16 protein-coding genes are annotated in these 22,537 nt (G+C 49.9%); all 16 read right to left on the bottom strand.

The window, feature by feature from the left end:
* Window positions 1-5 precede the first annotated feature (5 nt).
* A complete protein-coding gene (locus F4Y39_17000) occupies window positions 6-1,139 on the bottom strand; it encodes an FAD-dependent oxidoreductase (GenBank protein ID MYC15421.1) in 1,134 nt (377 codons plus the stop codon).
* A 19-nt stretch (window positions 1,140-1,158) separates the two neighbouring features.
* Window positions 1,159-2,001 carry an amidohydrolase family protein gene (locus F4Y39_16995; protein ID MYC15420.1) on the bottom strand — a complete coding sequence of 281 codons (843 nt, stop codon included), beginning with the start codon at window positions 1,999-2,001 and terminating at the stop codon, window positions 1,159-1,161.
* A gap of 98 nt (window positions 2,002-2,099) precedes the next feature.
* Window positions 2,100-2,588, bottom strand: coding sequence for a hypothetical protein (locus F4Y39_16990; GenBank protein MYC15419.1), 489 nt, complete (start codon window positions 2,586-2,588; stop codon window positions 2,100-2,102).
* 9 nt (window positions 2,589-2,597) lie between these two features.
* Entirely contained in the window at window positions 2,598-3,347 is a 750-nt protein-coding gene (locus F4Y39_16985; GenBank protein ID MYC15418.1) for a hypothetical protein, read from the bottom strand.
* Between the two features lie 271 nt (window positions 3,348-3,618).
* Window positions 3,619-4,173, bottom strand: a complete 555-nt coding sequence (locus F4Y39_16980; GenBank protein MYC15417.1) for a hypothetical protein — start codon at window positions 4,171-4,173, stop codon at window positions 3,619-3,621.
* A 306-nt stretch (window positions 4,174-4,479) separates the two neighbouring features.
* Window positions 4,480-5,529, bottom strand: a complete 1,050-nt coding sequence (locus F4Y39_16975) for a DGQHR domain-containing protein (GenBank protein ID MYC15416.1) — start codon at window positions 5,527-5,529, stop codon at window positions 4,480-4,482.
* A gap of 3 nt (window positions 5,530-5,532) precedes the next feature.
* The gene (locus F4Y39_16970; GenBank protein ID MYC15415.1) at window positions 5,533-6,900 is read right to left on the bottom strand and encodes a hypothetical protein; all 1,368 of its coding nucleotides are present in this window, start codon (window positions 6,898-6,900) and stop codon (window positions 5,533-5,535) included.
* Between the two features lie 334 nt (window positions 6,901-7,234).
* Window positions 7,235-8,047: a phosphoadenosine phosphosulfate reductase family protein gene (locus F4Y39_16965; protein ID MYC15414.1), complete on the bottom strand. Its 813-nt coding sequence runs from the start codon at window positions 8,045-8,047 to the stop codon at window positions 7,235-7,237.
* Entirely contained in the window at window positions 8,007-11,354 is a 3,348-nt protein-coding gene (locus F4Y39_16960; GenBank protein ID MYC15413.1) for a hypothetical protein, read from the bottom strand. The genes F4Y39_16965 and F4Y39_16960 overlap by 41 nt, the downstream gene beginning before the upstream one ends.
* Complete coding sequence (locus tag F4Y39_16955; protein ID MYC15412.1) at window positions 11,344-12,255, bottom strand: DUF4007 family protein; 912 nt, start codon at window positions 12,253-12,255, stop codon at window positions 11,344-11,346. Before F4Y39_16955 ends, F4Y39_16960 begins: the two co-directional genes overlap by 11 nt.
* A complete protein-coding gene (locus F4Y39_16950; GenBank protein ID MYC15411.1) occupies window positions 12,255-13,436 on the bottom strand; it encodes a cysteine desulfurase in 1,182 nt (393 codons plus the stop codon). Before F4Y39_16950 ends, F4Y39_16955 begins: the two co-directional genes overlap by 1 nt.
* A gap of 91 nt (window positions 13,437-13,527) precedes the next feature.
* Window positions 13,528-13,794 (bottom strand): helix-turn-helix domain-containing protein, encoded by a 267-nt coding sequence (locus tag F4Y39_16945; protein MYC15410.1) that lies wholly within the window; start codon window positions 13,792-13,794, stop codon window positions 13,528-13,530.
* Window positions 13,795-14,027: 233 nt separating this feature from the next.
* Complete coding sequence (locus F4Y39_16940; GenBank protein MYC15409.1) at window positions 14,028-16,484, bottom strand: FtsX-like permease family protein; 2,457 nt, start codon at window positions 16,482-16,484, stop codon at window positions 14,028-14,030.
* Window positions 16,485-16,880: 396 nt separating this feature from the next.
* A complete protein-coding gene (locus tag F4Y39_16935; protein ID MYC15408.1) occupies window positions 16,881-18,665 on the bottom strand; it encodes a hypothetical protein in 1,785 nt (594 codons plus the stop codon).
* 54 nt (window positions 18,666-18,719) lie between these two features.
* Window positions 18,720-20,918: a PBP1A family penicillin-binding protein gene (locus F4Y39_16930; protein MYC15407.1), complete on the bottom strand. Its 2,199-nt coding sequence runs from the start codon at window positions 20,916-20,918 to the stop codon at window positions 18,720-18,722.
* Between the two features lie 6 nt (window positions 20,919-20,924).
* Entirely contained in the window at window positions 20,925-22,532 is a 1,608-nt protein-coding gene (locus tag F4Y39_16925; GenBank protein MYC15406.1) for a thiamine pyrophosphate-binding protein, read from the bottom strand.
* Between the last annotated feature and the right edge of the window lie 5 nt (window positions 22,533-22,537).

Here is a 22,537-nt window from a genome sequence, read left to right as displayed (position 1 = left end):
ATTCCCTATAAAAATCGTGTAATTTGATACGCATCAATCTCTGTCGCGAGATCTTTCCCCAGAACCAGATCCGCGATGAGTTTCCCGCTATAAGGACCGAGTTGCAAGCCCGTGGGACCGTGCCCGGTCGCGAGATAAATATTTCGAATATTGGGAACGCTCCCCAGCACCGGCAAATGATCCTCCGTGTACGGACGCAGCCCAACCCGAATCTCCCGAACCTCTGCCTGCGCCAGACCCGGCGCCACCCGCAGGGCCTCTGCCAGAACCTCGAGCACCCCCGCGGCAGTCGTGCGCGCCTCAAAACCGGATCCAGTCTCCCGCGTAGCCCCCACAACCACGCGGCCATCCGGCCAGGGGACCATATAGTGACCCCGCACCGCACTGATAATAGGCCATGACGACGTATCCGTATCGCCCAGACCCAAATGAATAATCTGACCGCGCTGCGGTTCAACCGGAATATGAACGCCGAGTTGATCGCCAAACGCCTGCGACCATGCCCCACCCGCGATCACAACCTTACCAGCAGAAATCGTTTCTCCATCTGTTATAACACCAGTAACCGCATTATCCTGGATCAACAGCTGTTCAACCCCAGCGTGTTTGACCGCAAGACCCTTCGCCTCCGCAGCCCTATGCAGAGCAGCCGACAAAAGCCGACCATCCACGCGGGCGGCATCGCGGTAATAAATCGCACCACGCACATCTCCCAGAGCGGGAAAGCGTCTGCGCGCCTCATCCGAGGAAATCTCGTACAGATCTTCCTCAGCCGGTTCACCTCGTTGATCCCGGCGATTAAAAATGTGTTGTCGCGCAATAGCAAAAGACTCTATCTCATCATAAGAAACAGCGACAAGCATCATCCCACATGTTGCAAAACCCGTTTCCCCATCCTGCTCCACCTGCAAATTATCCACCAATTGTGGATAATATTCGGAAGCAAACGCAGCAAGACGCAACCAGGGATCCGGATCGCGGGTATTGGTCGCGGGCGAAAGAATACCCGCCCCTGCATCCGTAGCGCGCCCCGCATCCCTCCGATCAACGAGCAAGGTCTTTGCACCGTCGCACACCAGATGATACGCGGCAGAAATCCCGACAACACCACCGCCGATAACAATAGCGTCATAACTCATTTTTTCATCTCTTTCCGTATTATCCCGACAGACCCCATATCTCAGCCGCAGTCCCGCCCAGAATGCGTTCTATATCCCCATCCGTCAGAAAGGGCAACCCCTCGCGAATAAGACGCAGTTCATCAGCAAGCGTGGGCCACTTGTGCTTGACCCGGTGATACCCGGGATAACCAGTCCCCCAGACCGTACGCTGAGCAGTAAAAACCGCCAGCGCCGCCTCAATATAGGGATGCACATCTTCGTACGGATGAGCTTCTTGCGAACGCCCAGCCACATCAGAAAGTTTAAAAAACACATTGTCAAAACGCGCCAGATCCAGAACAGGCTGATATTTAGCAAGCGGACGATCTATTTGCGGATACCCCATATGGTCTAAGATAAGAACAGTATCCGGACACCGCTGAGCAATCGCAGCGACCTGATCGGCATCCTCAGGCCGCAAATGAAACTGAATAACAGCATCGAGCGCCACAATCTCTTCCCACATCGGACCATTCTGCTCCGTAAGCAGAATCTCTTCATCGGGATAGTACATCGGATGTAAACGGAACCCAACCAGACCGCGCTCCCGGATCCAGTAGCGCACCTGCTCGGCATTATCGGGATCCTGGGGATCAACAAGACCATGCCCGACAAACCGATCCGGATACCGAATCACCGAATCCGCAATATAACCATTATCCCATGTGGACCAACTCGTCTGCACGAGCACCGTCCAATCCACCCCTTCGGCATCCATATCGGCCAAAAGTTCCTCAGCAGTACCCGACTCATCCGGATAGCTATTCCAGGTCGGCGCAGTGGGACCAACCGGATACTTATCCGAAATTTCCCAAATGTGAACATGCGTATCAACAATCATAAAGAAGTCCTATAAGACACAAAAGCCCGATGGATAACCGGTCCACCGAGCTTATTCATATAGTTTGAAGGATATGTGCATAATTCCACATAATCGCGTCACGCATCCAACGCTTGCTCAAACGCCTCAAGGCTGGACACCTGAATCGCCGCACGATGCAACTGCTTGAGACGTTGCAAATCCGTGATGGTCGCAAGGCGAGCAGATAGGTGTTCTGATTCGTGTAGATCAAATCGAATCTCCAACACCGTGATAATATTTTTTATGGCGTAGCCTCTTTCCCTTTGCTCTCTGACTTGTTGGATGCCTTTCTCTCTGCCTTGTTGGATGAGTTGTTTTACAAAGGATGACTCAAAGACGAGGTCCATGAGATCCTCCTCTACGAGTACTTTACAAATGGTTTCAGCGTCGTACAACCTCCCGCAGAAGAACGCTCTAATTGCGAGAAAGTCAGCCTTAGTTGACCGATCCATACAAGTGGTTTCAGCACTGTTCTTCGATCCGCTCAAGATCTCCTTACACGCGAGATAATCAGCCTTAGCTGACCGATTCGTATGGATGTGACGCGGTGTTTTCGCGTCAGGCATTGTACCTCCTTAATCTGCTTCATCTAATATTTGCTGAAATGCCTCAAGACTGGACACCTGAATCGCCGTACGATGCAACTGCTTGAGGCGTTGCAAATCTTCAATAGCGGCAATGCGAGCAGATAAGGGATCTGTTTCAGGTAGATCGAATCGAATTTCCAGCACCTCGATGATATCGGCAATAGCGCGGTCTCTCTCCCCGCGCTCAATGCCCTGCTTCATAATGTATTGTGCAAACGACGATTCGCGCATAATAGCATCCATAAGACCCTCCTGTAATAGAATACGATTGATCAGTGCCAGATCATACTCTAACCCACTCAATATCACCAACCTGTCCAAAATGTCAACCTTTATTGATTCATCCACCGGCAGCGCATTCGCAGCGTCAACACAGTGACGCAACCACGCCTCAGAATCTATGCCAACAGGATGTTTCATCAAGGGGACGAATGGAAACAAGCCCGAAGGTCCGCCATCGAGAATGTCCTGTCCCTCTATCTCACTGAGCCGAATCACTGTGTATTTGATCACAACGTGACGGCCGGATATTTCCTGAACAAAGTACCCTGGATCGCGCCGACCTGCACTGCGCCGCAAGTAGATCACACTGGAATAAATCGGCAGGTCGTGCTGCTCAATCGCACGTATAATATAGCCCGCCATGCGGCGTGGCATAGACGGATCGTCAGTGGTTTGAAACTCCGTATGGATCAACGCCTCCTCACCCGCGATAAGGACGCGGATAAGGCTGTCCATGTGTCGTGTTTCAACGGTGTTTGCTCTGTGTTGAGGATGTCGAGGACTTCTAAATCGTCCTGTCCGAATGTGAGGCGGATGAAGTCTTTGGGGTAGGTTTGGATGAGGTCTTTAGAGATGGTGTCATATTCGGCCCTGAGGGATACCCAGGGTCTGATGGGTGAATTCTATTTTAAAACACACACAACAGTTAGACCCCGAGCAAATGGCCGCCTAACTTTTCACTGTGACGGAGGGCATATTTCGTTTACCTATAACCCCTGAATCTCGTTTAGGGTTTGATCTCGACGACGAGATACCTAAAACAGGGGTTTTCTCCCTGAGTTAATGACGAATAATCCTTCCAGTTTATATCATAAGTTCTTGAAGGGGTAATATGGTCGGTTGTTGTTATCTTTTCCAGGAAGTCTTCCCATAGCTTTGGCTGATTTGTTAGTAAAATCGCAAATCCTTTATTAGCTAATTGTGCCGCTACTGCCCATTCAAGTTTTTCGATAGCTTCACGAAATTCTGATTTTGCTGTGTCTATCTCCGGGTAGTCGGGTAAAAAAACAGCTGTACCTGTTGGCTCTAACACCATTCCTTGTTTGGCGGTAGGATACGCCAAGTCAATGGCGACGACATTTTGGGTTTCATAATCTTTGGCCCAAATGTCCACAATGTTGGGTACTCTTTGGATGGGCTGGACACCCAGGCGCACCCGATAAGCCGGTGCTGTTGCCTGGAATTGTGATGAAAAAGCAATTTGAAATTTTCCCTTTGAATCGAAAGCTTTTAGGTGTTGAGATAGCCCTTCCATAATTTTATGTATGATATAAGACTCCACTTTTAGCCCCCTATTGTTCCGTTATTTATCCTGTTTTATACTCTCTAAAACAAAAACCCGATGGACATCCCATCCAACGGACTTTTTCATTTTTTAAGTGCGTTCGCTCGGTCCCAACTTTTCTCACCTGTAGAGTTCTCAAGTCATACTCTGGACGCAGTTCATCCTGCATTTTTGTTTCGTCAATCATCGGCAAGGACCTTCGGGTTGGTTTGCCCTATTATATACGGTCTTCCCATCCTATTTCCTTGCAGTAATGAGAGTGAGAAATAGGTCAATGAAACATTTTATAAATACTACTTATCATCAGGCTTCAGCCGGCAACATACGAATCATCTCATCTGCCATAACCCTTCCCGCAGCCTCCCCAGTCCTACCTTCGTATTCTCCAGTCTTGCGCCAGTCAATTCCTGACGTAGCCTCCACTAGACGGCTCACGTTATCCCAATTCATACCTGTTGCCTCGCTATAACTACGTGAAAAAATATGTGCGCCAGTGTGAGCCCAGGCGATGAGTCCTGTGAGTTCCAAGAGCTTATACTCGAAGTCTCTCCGTCCTCTTGTCTCACGATCGTCAAGCTTTTCAATATCCGACCATTCATCTGGGAGTTGATCAGCAATTATTGTCCAAAACCGGGACATGAATTCGATCTTTTGATCAACATCTAAGTCTTGAATGCTCCCAATTGAGAACAGACGCACAACCTGCTTCGCCACGCTATGGAGCGCGAAGAGATGATTCCGCTGTAGAGATACCCGTGTGATCCTTCCTTTAAACGGGCTGTCGGAGTCTTGATTGAGTGCCCATCCAACCTGCGCTTTCTCCTCGTCTTCCAGATACGCTGTCAGAGGTTTGGGCACTCCCTTTTGGGAATTATTGACGACGACAAACTCTTGTATTTCCTCCTTAACAGTGAGATCAGGAAGAAGAATAAAAGATATGTCACGTACAACCTCGGAGTCTTCATACAGAAATACAAAACCGCCTAGGCGATGCTGACCGTCAATGACCGCAGCCTTGTCTTGAATTATAAGCCGCCCCAAATCTTGTTCCTGTTCTCCAGGCTGCCATTTCCAGTTTCCGCGCCCAGAAAGAAGTACCGGCGGAACTACGCTGTTAGGGTTGTCTTTGAGGAAATTGGCAAAGGCCCTCATTCGAGATAATGAGCCAGGCCGTTGATAGCCTTCTTCTGTTATCTCATTTAGATACGTTCTAGTACTACGCTCAATAACTGGAACAAAGGTCACATTCTTAATTTTGTCAGAGCCTATTGTGCCAAATAGATATTTTCGTTCCCCTTGAGTTTTCTCAATAACTTCGGTAATCTCGCCAACTCCGGTAATCTCATTGCTCATTATTTAACTCCTCTCGACTTGAAGGTTTGGTATATGAGATAGTACGAGTATAAAAAAAGATTCATGGTTTCGATACTCGAATAGGTATTCACTGTGTTGACGTAATTCTAAAGGTACCTCGCCATCGCGAAAATCCCAACAGATCACAAGGTCCACTTGGTTATGAGGATGTCCATGATCGAAGAAGTTCTCAAAATGATACTCTACTTCGATGGCTTTAAACATATATTGAACGTCAGTCTCTTTTATTTGGTATGAGGCTATTGCATCTATTCCTGCACGAGATGTGTATTCCCACAAGAAGAACTCATGAAAGGGGAGTGCATGAAGGGCTTCTAGTTTGCATAGCAAAACAAGAACTTCATTCTCATTTGAAGGAACGAGCATCACTGGTCTGTCTTTAAAGATGACTTTATTTCCTGTCTGTGCCCGTTTTTGCCTTTCTTTCAGCCTATTTGCTGCTATGATTAGTTGTTTTCGTCGTATATCTTGCTTGTAATTTTGGAAACAGTCTGAATCAATAACTGAAACCTTAGCCTTCTCAACAGACTCAACTAACTCGTTAATGTGCTTGGTTGTGGGCTTTCCTTGGACGACGGCCTGCTTAAGTGTTTGACTACCAATCTCGATAATCCAACGAGGATCCCCACGGCTCCTATTCAGCCAGTTCTTCGGTTTCGGGACAAGTGGACCGAACGTATTATATATCTCATCATCCTCAAGAGATGGAGAGGTCTGAAAACTAGCCTGACCTATATGATCTCCGTTTGTATTGTACAAATTTGCTTGAGTAGTGAAATTATCTGCGAATCCCAATTTAGTTTCATACCGGTTCTCCGGGCGGATCAACTCCTCTGTCCCGAATACTATCCAGCGAATATAATAATCGGAATCTGCGAAATCCGGTGATCCCAGCCAAGTATTTTCTAAAAAATACGAACGAATATCCGGATTCTGCTGTATCTCTGGTGGTGTAGAATTGGACTGCCAGAAGCCCTTTAGGGCCAGGAGATAGTCCGCGTTCCTGTCTAAATTCCTAAGTGTAATTAGATTTGAAGATGGTGGCTCCTGGAGGAGTTTGGAGGTATCTTCAGCGAGATATCTTCCTGCTTGGCGCAAATAGAGGGTATCAGTAAAAAAAACTTCCTCTAATGAACCATTGATCAATAGTCGAGCGTCATCATCAGCAATCGTGGAATCGCAGTCGATCCACACATTGGTTCGTTTAGTACCTTCAAAGGTGAATTCAAAGGTCCAGCAGCATGGTGGAACGCGGTTGACCAGTTCAGCTATCCTCAGTGGATTAGGATCATTACTATTGAGATACTCAGAAATTTCATACCAGGTTCGTCGTAGGTTCAACTTAATCATTTACTACCTCAATTTCATATTTCGACATCCTTTCCATACTCTCTTTACGAATTCGTAATCGGATACCCTTAAAGATACCAACATTGTTTTTTCTAAGCTCTTCAAGAGGTTCCGCTAATGACTTCGCTGAGATGTAAAGTAGATATTCAACGCCTGTCCTAGACTTCCGAACTCGCAGAATAGGTGCGTAACCCCTAAATGATAAGACTACATCGGGCTCGGAAATGATTTCAATTTCTATCCATCCTGTGCCGACTTTTAACGAAGGGACAGCCTCTTTCGACATAGGTTATATATCTCCACGTGTATAAATGGTCTTTGCACCATAGAAATATCACAAATGACAAATCGCACAACCCTCCGTCTCATCAATCACGGGCAAAGGTTTGAGCGGCTGATTTGCAATGTCGTCTAAGGTTTTCCCATCCACCCAGGTAAATTTCTTTCCATCCTTCACCTGTTCATATTCCTTTGCTTTCTCGAATAGATCTGGGTGTTCTTCTTTCAACCTCTGCCATTCCCCAATCTGCTGATAAAAGCAAAAGTAGCACCCTGACCGTGACCGCCACTTGTAATACTCAGGCAGTCCTAACCCAGACTCCTCCAGAATCTGTTTAATATCAGACAGACCAAGTCCATCGTCCTTAAATGGATAAACGGGAATGATATTGGGTTGTTGAGAAATTGAGGGTGGCTTTTTTGCGATGTACCCATCCCGGTCTTCATCATCGCGGATACCAATATAACTATACGCCTGGCTATCACCAACATAATCCTCAAAAGGCTCAATTTTCAGCACGCGCGTACACCACCGCGACCTCGGACTGGGCAAATAGCCACCGTATATTTCATTCAAATACATATCAAACGGATTGCGACCGGGTTTCTTCTCCACCTTTAAGCCGTCGAGTGCGTTCAAATGCACGATCTTCACACCTAATAAGGCTTCCAAACGCTCCAGGTATTGATATGTCTCATCCAACTCGCATCCGGTATCACAAAATACATACTCCGCACGAATCTCTGGATAATACTGACGCATATAAATCGCCAATGCAGCAGAATCTTTCCCGCCCGATACACTAACAATGTGGCGCATCTCGGGATTATCCTGCAAGCTTGCCAGTGCTTCCTTGAGCGTTGCCATTTTCAGCCTCCCCTGTTAGTTGCTCTGCAATTAAAGCGTGAGCCTGCTCTTCCCCCACCAAATCTTTTAGACGACCGATCAATTCACCAATCCTCCCACTTACGAGATTGGCAAGACCTTGAACGGCTTCCCCATTGTCTTTCATATTCGCATCTGCGGACAGAGCGGCTTCCTCTATACGTCGCACCACATTTTGAACTTCACGATCAAAATTCGCAATCGTGCTATCATCCCACCGCGATGTGGTTTTACCCGATAACAAACTCGCCAACGAATCTAAAAACAAAGCATCAGTCTCATAAGGCATCCGCATTCGAGACAGCAATCCCTTTGCAACACCATCTGTCAACTGCATCACAAAATCTCGCGGAAAACACTCTGCCCAACGCATCGCGCACTCGCGGATATTATCTTCTCGATCTCGTACCCCAACAGAAATCGCACGGCGCAATGAAGTTGCAGCGTGTTTACGGAAAATACCCACCACATCATCCAACTCTTGCTTATGCGTTTCCAAGGCATCCAAAAACGCATCGCAATCATCCAATGAATAGCCCAACAGTGCACCGGGAATTTGTTTGAACAACAACTGCACGGGGTCAGATGATCGTTGAATCGCTACCTGAAAACGACGTGCTCGTTCAGATACTTGCTTTGTTGTCAATGCCGCTGGGGGCAATTGCGCCTTCCATGCTTCCAGCGCATCGTAACACCGACGTATGAGATCGCCATCCGGGACATCTTCTGTTTGTTCGCCAGCAAAGCACTGGTAAAACCCGAGCAAATAGTCGCGTTTGGGTGCATCTATATCCAAAACAATCAATTGATAGCGGTCTGGCTCACGGCATAGCTGCTCGATAACAGATGGCAATACATCAGCCACATATTCGCCCTCGTACGCCAGAGATAATGCACTCGGAAATGCCTTTAAGCCCGTCCCAAATAGAATTGGCAACAATCCAGCGCGAACCCCATAAGGCGGTGCCATAAGCGTATTGAAAAATCCCTGAATATCCTTCGGCTCTTTTGCCGGTATTGTCAAAAATGAGCGAACCTCATCCCAAACACCTCTTAGCCCTTCGTCCTCTACCTCCTTAGGCATCGCATAACGCCAGCGTCCATCGTCGTCGTCTCTATACAATCCAGTGTGCAACAGCACCGTGCGGAACATAGACGCATCCGGATAATTGCCTTCTATACCCAGCATCTCCTGCCCTGACCTCTCCAGCACACCGAGCAACAGTTTCTTGCGGGCGTTCACAATAGTGGCAGAGGGCTTGTTACGCACGATGAGTTCATTATTGATCTTTGGCGTCAGAGGATAGACTTGCTTTGCGATCTCAGATAAAGCACTGCGCAACGCGCTCGGACTCTGCACATCAAGCTCTGCCCCGCGATAAAACCATCGTGGGCCATTGGGCGCAGGATGCACGAGCCGGTCAATCAAACGCTGCATAAGCCCCCGCGCATCATCGGCCATCTGATGTAACTCGGGCACTACGAGAGGATCGGAATCGACGAGGTCAGCATCAAACTGCATTTGTGACAAACACCACACTTCAAGCGCGGCTTCAAATAGCGGCAGGGGTTCTCGTGGAATTGCCAGTATCACGCGGTCGTGATCCGAATGATTGCGTGCAGTATCCTCGGCGAAATCCAACTCGCTATGTGTCTCAGCCGTTACATAAACAATTTTGCCATCACTCGTATCTTCAACATAACTTGTTTGAAATTCTGGACTCAAAAACCCACGCAAGGTACTCTGGTTTTGAAATTCACCGACAAAATACCGCCGAATGCGAAACTCGTCATTATAACGCACAGGCCGCCAAGCTGGAGGGCGCACTTCTTCTGTCAAAAAATCCCATAACTGAAAGGTATCGCGATATCGATTCTTCTCTTCTTCCAATCGCCCTCGCAAATCCATATCCGTGCCATGCCACACAGCCACTTCATCACTGTGCTTGCGGTGGAGCAGCAGCTTGTGCTCAATCAAACGATCAATTGTTGCGGTTTCACGCTTTGATTCAATATACCCTTTTAGAGCAAATTCCAAAAGTTCACGACCCGCACGTGACCGCTCTCCACTCGTACCCAACCCTAACAAACACGCAATTTTTAATGCAATGACCGCATCTTCATCGTGACCGACCTTTGTCAACGCACTCTGCGTCTCCAACCACTGCCGATACGTCCCCCCAACAGCAGAATCTGCACGCATATCTGGAGAGAAGAAGTCGTAAAGCGCATCGGGTTTCACAAAGGTCGTAAAATCTACATGATAGAGAAAACTAAATAACGTGCGTTCATTTTGCGCCACACGTGCTGAGAGACGAGGCAACAAATACAACGCAACTGGCTCAAGCGGACAAGAGAGCACAAATAAATCTGCCAATTCCTTCCTAGCAAAATCAGAAAAAATATCCAACTTACGACACTGATTCACAGCCCTCTCAATCGCTTTTTTGTCGATCTTATCGAATTGCGATCGGGCAGACACGGCTTCAGCAATCAGGCGATAAATCTCCTTACTATCGTCAATATACTGAATTGTCTGAAACCGCCCTTCAATTTTTCGCCATTCGGTTCGCACCGCCTGCGGCATACTACCTGCATATTGCAACAACTCTTGATGCAATAACAATCCGAGTGTTACGGGAATAGCCTTAGACCGACTTACAAACTCGGCCAACGACTGAATTTCACTCAAAGCAGCGGAACGTCCCTCGGAAATCAAAGACTCAATATGGCGCCCAAACTCATCCCACAAAATAACAATCCGATCACAGCCTGATGCACGCGCCTTATCCCGAACTTCGACGAGCAATTCTATTGCCTGATCAATCGTCTCACACGGCATGGCGTCAATCGCACGCGCTTGACGACCGAGCTTGATACGCCACATCCCCTTGAGCGCGGCATCTTTCAGGCTCGCACTTAAATCCCGACAATAGCCCTGCAATGCAAGCACAAGCCCTTTGTCTTTCGCTTTGCGACGTTCTTTGGAAAACTTACCCAAATCTGGACTAACTACCTTTAACTTGTCTTCAGCGGCAGATAGTGTTTCATCGGCATCGGAGCGATTTTCAACCAAATGCAACAAATAGGTCGCTGTAATTGACTTTCCCGTTCCATAGGGTGCGACCACAAAAAAGGCGCGATCAGGCGTCTGTCCCGCCAGGGCCTTGAGCAGTGACACACTCTTCCCCGTTGGACGGTAGTGAGACACCCGCTCGGGATAATTGGCATCGTATTGGATATTGATAGAGCGCAAAAACGCTTCGGCAGTCTGTTCATTATGCGGCACGACGATCTCCTCGTTCCAAATCTGCGTAATAGTTTTGCAACCAATCGAGAGACTTTTTCTTACTCACACGAATCATACGACTACCAGCCAGGCCAGCAATTTGAATCTCCCGCGAACCCAGATTGGCTTCGACTTGTGAGGTCAAGTCAAACAGCGATTCACCTGTCAAAACAAATGCCCGACCGGGGCCCCCGGGTTGTCGCGCAGCCTGAAGTAGCGGAATATCTACGGTCCCCTCGCCTTCGGTCAAGTCTGGAAAAGCCTGAGCCAGGGCATAACCGAACAAATGGGGAGGCACATCCTTCGCTCCTTGATGTAATTGATAATATCCCGACATCCGAAAATGGTTCAGCAACCCCAATTCGACAAATGGACATTCCCGAGCCTCTTCTGGATCGTCGTGCTCAACGGGAATCACGCGCCCATAGCTGGTCAACATACATGCGAGATCGCGTTCCAAAGTCGATGTCCTGGGCGAACGGACCCCTGACATAAGCACATGTCGGCGTAAACTCTCCAGGCACACTGACCGATCAAATCGGTGCAAGTTAAAATGGTTGAAAAACCATTGCCATGTATATACCTGTGTCTTAGGGGCAACCAGATTCAGATGCAAAGCCCACCATGTTCCCACTTCATTAAAATAGCAATCTCGCTCATAAATAAGCCTGCCAAGCTCCGTTTCTTTCAATCTGGTCTGACGCCCACTGCCTGTCACGCGCTCCGCCAGTCCCGTTACCGCCAGCCAATGACGAATAGAACGGGACATATTTTTTCCAACGCCGAGCCAATCCGCAACATATTCATCATATAGCAACTCGGGTTCCTCAATGAGTAACTTGAGTCCTTTGTGAAGCCACCCTTCTCGAATTGCAAAAGTTTCGTGTCCGCTAAACTTCATCAACCCACCTCCGCTAAACGCGACAATCGCCGCTGACTGAACCTCCGCAATTGTTCACACAATCGCGCCAGATATGCAACCGTCTCATCGACATCTTCAATTGTATTGAACTCTGAAAAGCTAAACCGGATACTCGCATAAGCCTCAGCCTCAGACAGACCCATAGCTCGCAACACATACGAAGGCTCGGGTCGCTGATTGGTACATGCCGAACTCTGTGAACATCGCACTCCTTCTTGATCCAACCGCGCCACGAGTGCCTGACCATCTACATTACGAAACAGCAAATTTGTCGTATTGCAAACCCGCATATTGGGATTACCGTTGATCTCCACATCAGGCACACGATCAATGACAGACTGCTCAAAATTATCCCGAAGCGAAGCCATAAGCCCCTGTACATCCTTCAATCGCTCCAATCGCACCTGAGCCGCGGTTCCCATGCCAATAATGCCTGGCACATTCTCTGTCCCTGGTCGCAACCCGCCTTCTTGCGATCCGCCCCAAAGCAATGATAATAATCCTTTGGGCGACCTCACATAAAGTGCTCCGATCCCCTGTGGTCCGTGGAATTTGTGTGCAGTAAAAGTCAAAAAATCAACGGGCGATTCTGTTACAGAAATGGGCAATTTGCCAACAGCCTGCGCCGCATCGATGTGAAATAACACCCCTCGGGATTGACAAAGCCGAGCAATCTCCTCAACAGGCAAAATCGCGCCTGTTTCATTATTCACCCACTGCACGGAAACCAGGTCAGTGTCTGGCGTAATAGCCTCATCCAATGCTTCCCAAACCAACTGCCCGCAACGATCCACCGGAACAGATACCACTTCAACGCCTCTTGCGCCGAGATAGTCACACATCTTCACAATTGACGAGTGTTCTACAGTCGTCGTCACAATGCGAACCCGTTTTCCGGTTGGGGCGCGTTGAACAACAGAATTAAACACCGTATTATTCGCCTCAGTCCCACTCCCCATAAACACAATCTGATCCGGCTCAGCCCCGACCAACTGTGCAACAGCTTCACGTGCTGAGACCATTGCTTCACGCACTCGGTCGCCAGCCGAATGTGCGCTTGACGGATTGCCAAAATCCTCACCCAATACACCCATCATTGCCTCGCGCACCTCGGGGAAAGGTCGCGTCGTCGCATTATTGTCTAAATACACTTCTCGCATGATCAACTCTCATTAAAAGCAAAATTCATACCTGAAATTGAAACTTTCTCTAAACCCCTGTAATTTTTCGATCTAAGACCATTTATAGATTTCAGACCTTAGACAAATCAGGACGTTTATGGATAAAAAGTTTCAACTGATTTGCATCGGATTGATCAATAGGTTCAATTCTATTGGCAAATTGACGAATCTCTTCGACCTCATCAGAGGTAAAGAGAACGCTCCTATTGCGATACCGATGCCCGGCAGGAACTTTGCCCTCATTTCGCCACCGCCAGAGCGTTTGGCGCGACACATTCAAGTCACCTATCACTTCGGTTGCTGAATAATAGGTTACATTGTCAATCTGAATGGGCATATTGATGTCTCGCAGTGTTTCAAAGCGTTGCGTATGTCTCTTTATGTAACATTTGTGTATATAAGACGCTAAAGGGCTGCGGTCAACAATAATTTGTATTGCTCAAACTGCTCAAATGTTCACCAATCAATATACACAAAGGATTGAAATTCCGCAAGTTGACAGACAGTTCCACACAACAAAGCCCGATGGATCCAATTATCCACCGGGCTTTTTATTTTCACTATCCTAATCTATTCATGCCGCAAGGCTTCCACCGGATTGGACAGCGCCGCGCGAAGAGCGTGGAAACTCACAGTAAACAACGCAATCGCCAGGGCAACCGCGCCACTCAAAACAAATATCCACCACGAAAGATCCGTGCGATAAGCAAAACCATCCAGCCAACTTCGCATCGCAAAATACGCAACCGGCCATGCAAACAGATTCGCAATCAAAACCATAATGGCAAATGTCCTGGAAATCAACATCACAATATTGGACACGCTCGCACCCAACACCTTGCGCACTCCAATCTCTTTCACACGCTGCTCAACCGTAAATGCCGCAAGGCCAAAAAGCCCCATACACGCGAGCAAAATTGCCATCCCTGAGGAAAGCAACGTCAGCGCCTGCGCCCGTTGTTCTGCAGAGTACATATATTCAAACTGCTGATCCCACATCAAATAGTCAAAAGGCTGATCTGCAGGCGCGAAACGCTTCCACGTCTTTTCAAAAAAAGTGAGCGTCTCTTCCATGCCTCCGGCTTTAACGCGCACGCCCAAACTGTAAAATTGCTGGTGCCGAAGCGTTAGTGCAACAGGACCAATTTCTTCTTGCAACGGACCGTAGTGAAAATCTTTCACTACGCCAACCACCGTCCCCTTCCGATTCCTCTCTCGATCAACCCACTCAAAAGATTTGCCAACAGGATCGTCCCAACCGAGCCGCGCAACCGCTGTTTCATTGATGATAAAGGCTTTTGACGTATCTGTGGGAAATGCAATCGGATCAAATTTGCGCCCTTCTACCAGTTCGATTTGAAACACATCGAGATAATCTTCATCGACCTCCAAGAGAGGCATGCGCCAGTCCGTGCCCTCGTGTCCCTCTGCCCGAATGGTCCGGATAATCCCCCCACTCCAACCAACCCGCCAGCGATACGCCGTTGCTTCGAGCGCATTCGGATGGGCGAGGAATGCCTGCTTTACCGTGGCATAACGGGCGGCGAGCTTTTTCCCCGGGTCCAATTTTGTCTCCTGATCGAGAACAAATATGGGCATGAGTACCATCTGCTCCATATTAAGACCCAAATGCTTATTTTTGATATAGTCGAGTTGCTGATAGATCACCCCCGTACTCGCGAGCAAAATAATTGAAATAGCAAACTGCGCCACCACCAATCCCCTCCGAATCCACTGCCCCCGAGAACCCGCGCGAAAAGCCCCCTTTAACGTCTCTGTGGGTTCATACGCCGAAAGAAAAAATGCGGGATAAACACCAGCCAACAGCCCGACAAATACGGCAATACCAATCAAAGAAATGGCGAGCAAAGGATCACTCGACAAATTCAACTCAATCTGCTTATAGAAAAAGGCATTAAACTCGGGAAGCACAAGTTCGACGGCACTAAGCGCGAGCACAAGCGCGACCATTGCCGTGAGAACAGACTCGCCCAAAAACTGCCCCATCAGTTGTGAACGATACGCACCCGATACCTTTCGCAAACCCACCTCGTGCGCCCTGCGAGCCGATTGCGCCGTCGTCAAATTTGTGAAATTAATACATCCAATCGCAAGCACCAGAACTGCAATAGCCCCAAATTGATAAACGCGGTCAATATCGCCGTACCAATCCAGGTTGTAGTCCTGCCTCGAATAGAGATAAATGCGATTGAGAGGCTGGAGATGATATGCATTTGTGCGCGCGATCTCTGCACCCATATAGCGATCCATAAATTCGGAAAGCTTCGCGGACAGCGCCTTTGGATCCGCCCCTTCCCGCAGCAAAACATACGTATTGACCGGACGCCAACCATCGGTTGGTATCCAATCTTCCCAGAGATATTTCGCGCCTTCGGACGAGAAACTGCCTGTTCCGATATAATCGATATAATCGGTTTCACCGTAGCGGCTGAGTGTAGAGTTGCGGGGCACATCTTTTATTATAGCAGTGATGGTGCGCTCACCTCCGTGATGCTTGCTTTCAGAGGTGATGGTCTTGCCAATCGGGTCTTCGTCTCCAAATAACCGCTTTGCTGCTGATTCTGTTATAGCAATAGCATTGGGATTGAGAAATGCAGTTTCGAGATTGCCACGCACAAATGGAAAATCGAAAATTGCAAATATCTCGGGATCGGCAATACAGATACTCAGTGGAAATTCTTTTTCTCCCAGGCTTACGTCTATGAAATCAATCCATACGCGCACGGCTTTCTCCACCTCGGGAAAGTCCCGCTCAAGTGCCTCTGCCAGTGCGCCCGACGTATCGGGCAAATAATTCGATTGTCCCCCAGCCTTAGTCTCCCGCATCACGCGATAAATCCGATCTCCTTTTGCATGCCAACTGTCAAAACTCAACTCATCCTGAATATAGAGCACGATCAAAATGCACGTAGCCAGACCAATGGCAAGCCCCAAAATATTAATCGCGCTAAAGGTCTTTTGCCGCTTGAGATTTCTCAGCGCGATAATCAGGTAATTTCTAAACACAATAGCCCTCCCCCGTTACAAGCAGAACGAATTAAAAACTATTAACCCATTAGACACACCTGGTAAATAATGGGGTGGAAAGTTTTCCATCCCAAGAGGAAGCAATTTCTGTGCCAAAACCCTCTTCTCTATGTTTTACAAGGAGTTATAAAAATTAGTGCCATGGGCACAGTTCAATAAGTGTCCGATTTTGATACAGTGGTGTCCGAAAATGAACACCTGAAATAAAAGCAGGCACATTATTTTGATCTCAATGTGCCTGCTGTATTACCTGTAGAGAGCAGAAAAAGTGGTGTACAACTGCACGCAGCGGCTAAAAACCTTCTGGATTGCGGCTTAAAACATGCCGCAATGACGTTGCCTGGACCGACACGCACACGGCGCAGGCATAGCCTTTCAAATCACCAACCGCTTCATCTCGTGCTTCCTGGCGAAATACACATTATTCCCCATCACAGGACCGGGGACCTGAAAAGCGTCTTCTTCCTCGTACAGAGGCGTAATAGCGCGGTGGGCGGGATCGAACGCATAAAAAGACCCCGTCGTAAAACCGTATAGCTTCCCATCTGGCCCATTCTGAAGCCCCAGATCCAGAGGACGGCCATCTAAGGGAATCGCATAGTGAAAAGCTCGCGAAACAGGATCAAACGCAAACAGAACAGGACCCTCATCGCCCAGAGCCGTACCGTAAAGCAACCCATCCTCGCCGACAACAAGCGCATTAATCGCCGAAATATGCCTATCGAGCGTCCCCTCCCACGCCTTTTCTTCCCGCTCATAATCCCACAAAAACAACACCGCCTGTGAAACCCGCGGACGGGTACCGGACCCCCCGTTAATCGTCGTCCCCACCACGAGCAAATCCTGGCGAACCAGCCATGCCAGCGACCAGCAACTCGCCTCCCCGGCAATATCGCGGTAAGACCCAAACTGCTCCGTACCCGGATCGAACCACGACAACGGACCGCCCCACAAACCGTAATCCGGAACAGAAGCGATCCACACCCGCCCCATCGGACCCGTCATCATCGCACGGGGGCGATAGGACACCTCATCCACACGCCCCAAATCGCGCGGATTGCTATCAGCCACCACCCCAAATTCATACGGACGCGAAGGATCATACACCGACAGCCTCGCACCGGGATAAGAACAAATATAGAGCTTCCCGTCCAAATTCCCCATCGAATATGCTTCACCAGTCGCCGTGGAGCAAACCCCCAGATCCGTCATATCGCCCGAAGAAGGCACATACCGAAACAAATGCAACGGCAAAATACTCGACCCGTAAATATTGTCGTCTGGCCCGCGATGCATCAAAAACAACTCACTCCCCGCCGACTTGTATGCAATGGGCAATTGCCTCGTCGTCCCCGTCCTGGGATGCGTAATCCCAACCACGCGGTACATCTGCGTATCCCGATCGGCAAAATCAACAACCGCGCCATCGGACATCGTCGGCAGCGGTTCAGGCTCGGGAAGCGCCGCCACCCGAACCACCTCAAACCCTTCCAGACGAAAATTGCCCTCAGACGACGCGATATAAAGCACCCCATCGGACGCCCGCACCAACGCCGACGCCCCACCATCCTCCTTTGCCACAACCGGTCCCACCACCTCCCGAACACCCGTCTTCGGATCCAACACCACCACATGGGGCCGCGTCATCTTAATATCGCAGGCAATTGTCCCATCGGGCGCACACATCGGATAACAATACATATCCGTCTCATCCATCCGTCCATACCGCACAAACACACCCGTCCTCGGATCGTAACTCGTCAGCCCCGCCGAACCGTAACACCCGATCCACAGCACCCCCTGGGCATCCTCATCAATACGGCAGGGAAACGTATCATCCGGCAAATTAATCGCCCCCAAATTATCCAAACGCCCCGCCATTGGATCATAGCAAAACAAATACCCCGCGTACGCCGCCCCGATATAAATCACGCCACTGCGACTCAGCAACGTCGCCGTCGGATAATGCGCCGAAGGCAGCGTCGCCGTCACCTGATCCGTATCCCCCGTAACCGGATCTACCTTCACCACCATGAAACCATCTGCCTGCTGGCCCATCACAGCCACCAGATAATCGCGACCCTCTGCATCCAGCACCGGAAAAATACGCACCCAATTGACACTGCGGATCGGCACGCCAAGAGTATGGACAGAAGACATATTTACATTCCCAAAAAATATGGGATGACCCGTTTTTGGATCATCCCACAGCAATCAAAACTGATATTCCCGCTTAGTCCTCGGCTTTTTCGGTTGACTGGGCGAGGGCAAAGACTGCGGATTCGAAGTATGCACAGGACACGGACGCCTAGGTTCTGTACCCGGCTTAAACACCTCCGTATAGCGCCTGGAACAATAAATAGACGCCACCTGGTATGTCTCCCCACAAACCTCCACCTTTGGAATATCTTCTGGCAATACAAAATCTTCAACCGGCAACTGGAGCATCGTGTGCGCGCGCCTCATAAACTCCGCCCAAATCGGCAACGCCACAGCCGCACCCGACATTCGGCTACCCATCGACACCTTGGAATCGAACCCCACCCAAACCCCACACACAATCTGCGGCGTAAACCCGATAAACCACGCATCGGCATACTCCTGCGTCGTACCCGTCTTCCCCGCTGCTGGACGGCGAAAACCAAAAGCCGTGCGCGCAATCCGTCCCGTACCTGTCAAAACCGCGTAATTTTCACCCGCCCGCATATCCAGAACCGACCGCATCAGATTCACAGTCACAGCCGCAGACTCTTCACTCAACACCACCTGTTCGCGCCCCTGCACATTCTCCTCGAGCACATTCCCATTCTTATCCTCAATCTTCAAAATCGACACCGGCGTCACCCGAATACCCTTATTCGCCAGCGTGCCATAAGCCGACACCAATTCCAGCAACTTGACCTCACTCGTACCCATCCCCAAAGACAAAACCGGTTGAACCTGCGAGTCAATACCCATCCTCATCGCGTAATCCACCACCGTCTGCGGCCCCACCTTTTCCAACACCTGAGTCGTCACCACATTGCGAGAACCCGCAAGCCCCTCGCGCATCGTCATCCACCCCAAAAATTTTCGGTCGTAATTCTCCGGCTGCCAATACGTCCCGTCGAACATCTTAATCGACACAGCCGTATCGGGCAACCGCCACGTAGGCGTATGGCCCTTATCAACCGCAGCCGTATAAATAAAAGGCTTAAAAGAAGACCCGGGCTGACGCAACGCCTGCGTTGCACGATTGAACTTACTCTCTTCAAAATCGCGCCCACCCACCATCGCCAAAACATGTCCCGTATGCGGATCCAGCGCGACCAGCGCCCCCTGCAACACCAGATTCGCCAGCGTATCCTGATGCGTCTTAATCTTCGCAAAAAAAGCCGCACCCGGGGGATTGCGCTTCCAATTGGCAGCCACGCGATCTTTTATCCGCTCCATCAAGTTTTGCGACACCACATCTTCTGCAATCTCCTGCAACCTGCTATCCAGCGTCGTAGTAACAGTCGCGCCATCGTAAAGCACACTCAGCCCATAGGTATATTCCAAATACTTGCGGATATCCTCTGTAAAATAGGGCGCCTCTCCCGTCTCCTCTCGGACCTCCTTCAAAACAATCGGACGCTGCGCAATCGAATCGTATGCTGCCGCCGTAATCTTACCCGACCCCCGCATATTGTACAACACCACATTATTGCGCCTATCCAGCGAGCGCTCGGGATGGTAAATCGGAGAATAGGGCGTTGGTCCCTTCAAAAGCCCGACCAACAACGCCCCCTCATCCAGCGTCAAACGCTCGACATCCTTCCCGAAAAAACGACGCGCAGCCGTCTGAATACCGTACGCACTATTGCCAAAATACATCTGATTAAAATACATCGTAATAATTTCGCGCTTGGTATAGGTGCGCTCCAAGAGCACGGCAGTCAACTGCTCCTGAATTTTGCGCGTCCATGTTGGATCCAGCGTCAAAAAAATATTGCGCGCCAATTGTTGTGTCAGCGTACTCGCACCGTGCCCTTTCAAAGTACCCGATGTATAAACATTGCGGAACACCACGCGGATAATATCGGGAACACTCACACCCCAGTGCCCCCAAAAACGCTGATCTTCCGTAACAATCAGAGCATCAATCACAGCACGCGGCAACTGCTCAAACGCAATGGGATCGCGCCTCTGCACCCAGAACTTCTTCAACTCGACCCCATCTCGAGAAAAAATATTAGTCGTCTGCGCGGGATCCACATCCTCTAACTTATCAAAAGACGGCAAACCATCCTTGTACGCGTAAATCACCGCAGCAGCAATGCCCAAATACCCCACCGCGCAAATCACACAATAGATCGCCATACGGAAAAGATGGGGCCTTATCCAATGGATTATACGATCAATATAGGGTCTTATCTTATCTATCCTGATCATCCTGACCTATTCCGGGTAAAGCCACGGCACGCGGCTGATGAGATAATCGCGTTGTTCCTCCATCATCACCTCAATCACAGTAGGACCTTCCAGCCCCAGAGTATCGGCAAAAACCGCTTCAAAACGGTCGGGATCATCCACGCGGATCCCCCGTGCACCCAGAGACCGCGCCAGATCTGCAAGACGAGGCGTCTTCATATCCGTATCGATCACCCGACCATTAAAAGCCTGCGCCTGCGCACCGCGAATCGCCGAAAGACTGCCATCATTGGAAACAACCGAAACTGTCTCAACGCCGTGTTCGGCCGCAGTAGCGAGCTCGCTCGCCGTCATCTGAAACCCGCCATCGCCACAAAACGCGACAACCTGCTGATCTGGACACGCGAGCTTCGCGCCAATAGCAGCGGGAACCGCAAAACCCAGCGTAACCGAATGACTGGGATAGAGAAACGTGCGCGGCACAGTAATCGGATACTCGTCAAACGCGCGATACCCAATAGACGTAACATCCACCACAATAATCGCATCATCTGGAAGCGACTTGCGCGTAACCCCCATAATGGGCACTGGCGCGCGGTTGGCCCCGGCTTCGGCCCGCGTGCGATCGACAAAATCGCCCCAATCCGCCGTATAATCACCCACCACCTCGACAAGCTGGGGAATCGACAGCGCCAGATCGCCCGCAGCACCCGCTTCAATCGGATACTCGCGCCCAAGCTCTCGCGGATCGGGATCGAGTTGAACCTTGCGCTCCGGCAGAGGAAGTGACCAGCTCCGCGTATCGATCTGCGTAAAGCGACAGCCTATCGCGAGAAGCAAATCGGCACTGCCGAGAATCGTCTTGCCCGCCTGTGCCGAACAATGCCCCACAGTCAGGGGATGGCCATCTGGCATAACCCCCTTTCCAAGACGGGTATAAACAACGGGAATATTGAGATCCTCTGCGAGAGAACGGAGCGCATCGGTGGCATTGGCGTGAATAACCGCACTACCCGCCAGAATAGCCGGGCGTTTTGCTGCGCGAAGCACCTCAGCCACGCGGTCAATATCCACACTATCGGGACAAAGGCGGTCCCCCTCAACTACAGGTGGAATATCCGCCATCCCCTCCTCTGCGGCGACATCGGTCGGTATTTCAATAACCGCAGGACCGGGGCGCGGAGCGCGCAGTGCCTTGAACGCACCGACAACCGCATCGGGAATTTCAGCAACAGACCTGGGACGCGCAAAAAAGTGCGTAATCGACTTAAAAAAAGACGCTTGATCCAGACCGTGAAAACACTTGGCGCGATCCCGCCCGTCAAAAGCCACCTCTGTACCCCCGGTAATCAACAGCACGGGAACGCAATCCGTATGGGCATCCACCAGACCCGTAGAAGCATTTGTCGAACCGGGACCCGGAACAGTAAGCGCGACACCAACGCGCCCAGAAGCACGCGCATACCCATTCGCAATCAAAGTCGCGCCCTGTTCGTGGCGGATGAGCAGGTGGCGAATACCACCGGCGCGCAGCACCGCGTCGTAAAGGTGAATATTCTGATTGCCGGGCATACCCGTAAGCGTATCAACACCCTGCGCTTTCAGACTCTGGATAAGAACATCAGCACCAGTCATAAAAA

This window comes from Gemmatimonadota bacterium (assembly GCA_009838845.1).
In the GTDB taxonomy this organism is placed as follows: domain Bacteria; phylum Latescibacterota; class UBA2968; order UBA2968; family UBA2968; genus VXRD01.
This window is presented reverse-complemented; position numbering and strand designations above follow the sequence as displayed.

Bases quoted from the DNA above. Each gene is read 5' to 3' on its own strand.
- F4Y39_16985 (MYC15418.1), bottom strand. From the start codon at position 3,347: ATGGACAGCCTTATCCGCGTCCTTATCGCGGGTGAGGAGGCGTTGATC.
- F4Y39_16990 (MYC15419.1), bottom strand. From the start codon at position 2,588: ATGCCTGACGCGAAAACACCGCGTCACATCCATACGAATCGGTCAGCT.
- F4Y39_16950 (MYC15411.1), bottom strand. From the start codon at position 13,436: ATGCGAGAAGTGTATTTAGACAATAATGCGACGACGCGACCTTTCCCC.
- F4Y39_16955 (MYC15412.1), bottom strand. From the start codon at position 12,255: ATGAAGTTTAGCGGACACGAAACTTTTGCAATTCGAGAAGGGTGGCTT.
- F4Y39_16995 (MYC15420.1), bottom strand. From the start codon at position 2,001: ATGATTGTTGATACGCATGTTCACATTTGGGAAATTTCGGATAAGTAT.
- F4Y39_16975 (MYC15416.1), bottom strand. From the start codon at position 5,529: ATGAGCAATGAGATTACCGGAGTTGGCGAGATTACCGAAGTTATTGAG.
- F4Y39_16925 (MYC15406.1), bottom strand. From the start codon at position 22,532: ATGACTGGTGCTGATGTTCTTATCCAGAGTCTGAAAGCGCAGGGTGTT.
- F4Y39_16930 (MYC15407.1), bottom strand. From the start codon at position 20,918: ATGATCAGGATAGATAAGATAAGACCCTATATTGATCGTATAATCCAT.
- F4Y39_16970 (MYC15415.1), bottom strand. From the start codon at position 6,900: ATGATTAAGTTGAACCTACGACGAACCTGGTATGAAATTTCTGAGTAT.
- F4Y39_17000 (MYC15421.1), bottom strand. From the start codon at position 1,139: ATGAGTTATGACGCTATTGTTATCGGCGGTGGTGTTGTCGGGATTTCT.
- F4Y39_16945 (MYC15410.1), bottom strand. From the start codon at position 13,794: ATGCCCATTCAGATTGACAATGTAACCTATTATTCAGCAACCGAAGTG.
- F4Y39_16935 (MYC15408.1), bottom strand. From the start codon at position 18,665: ATGTCTTCTGTCCATACTCTTGGCGTGCCGATCCGCAGTGTCAATTGG.
- F4Y39_16965 (MYC15414.1), bottom strand. From the start codon at position 8,047: ATGGCAACGCTCAAGGAAGCACTGGCAAGCTTGCAGGATAATCCCGAG.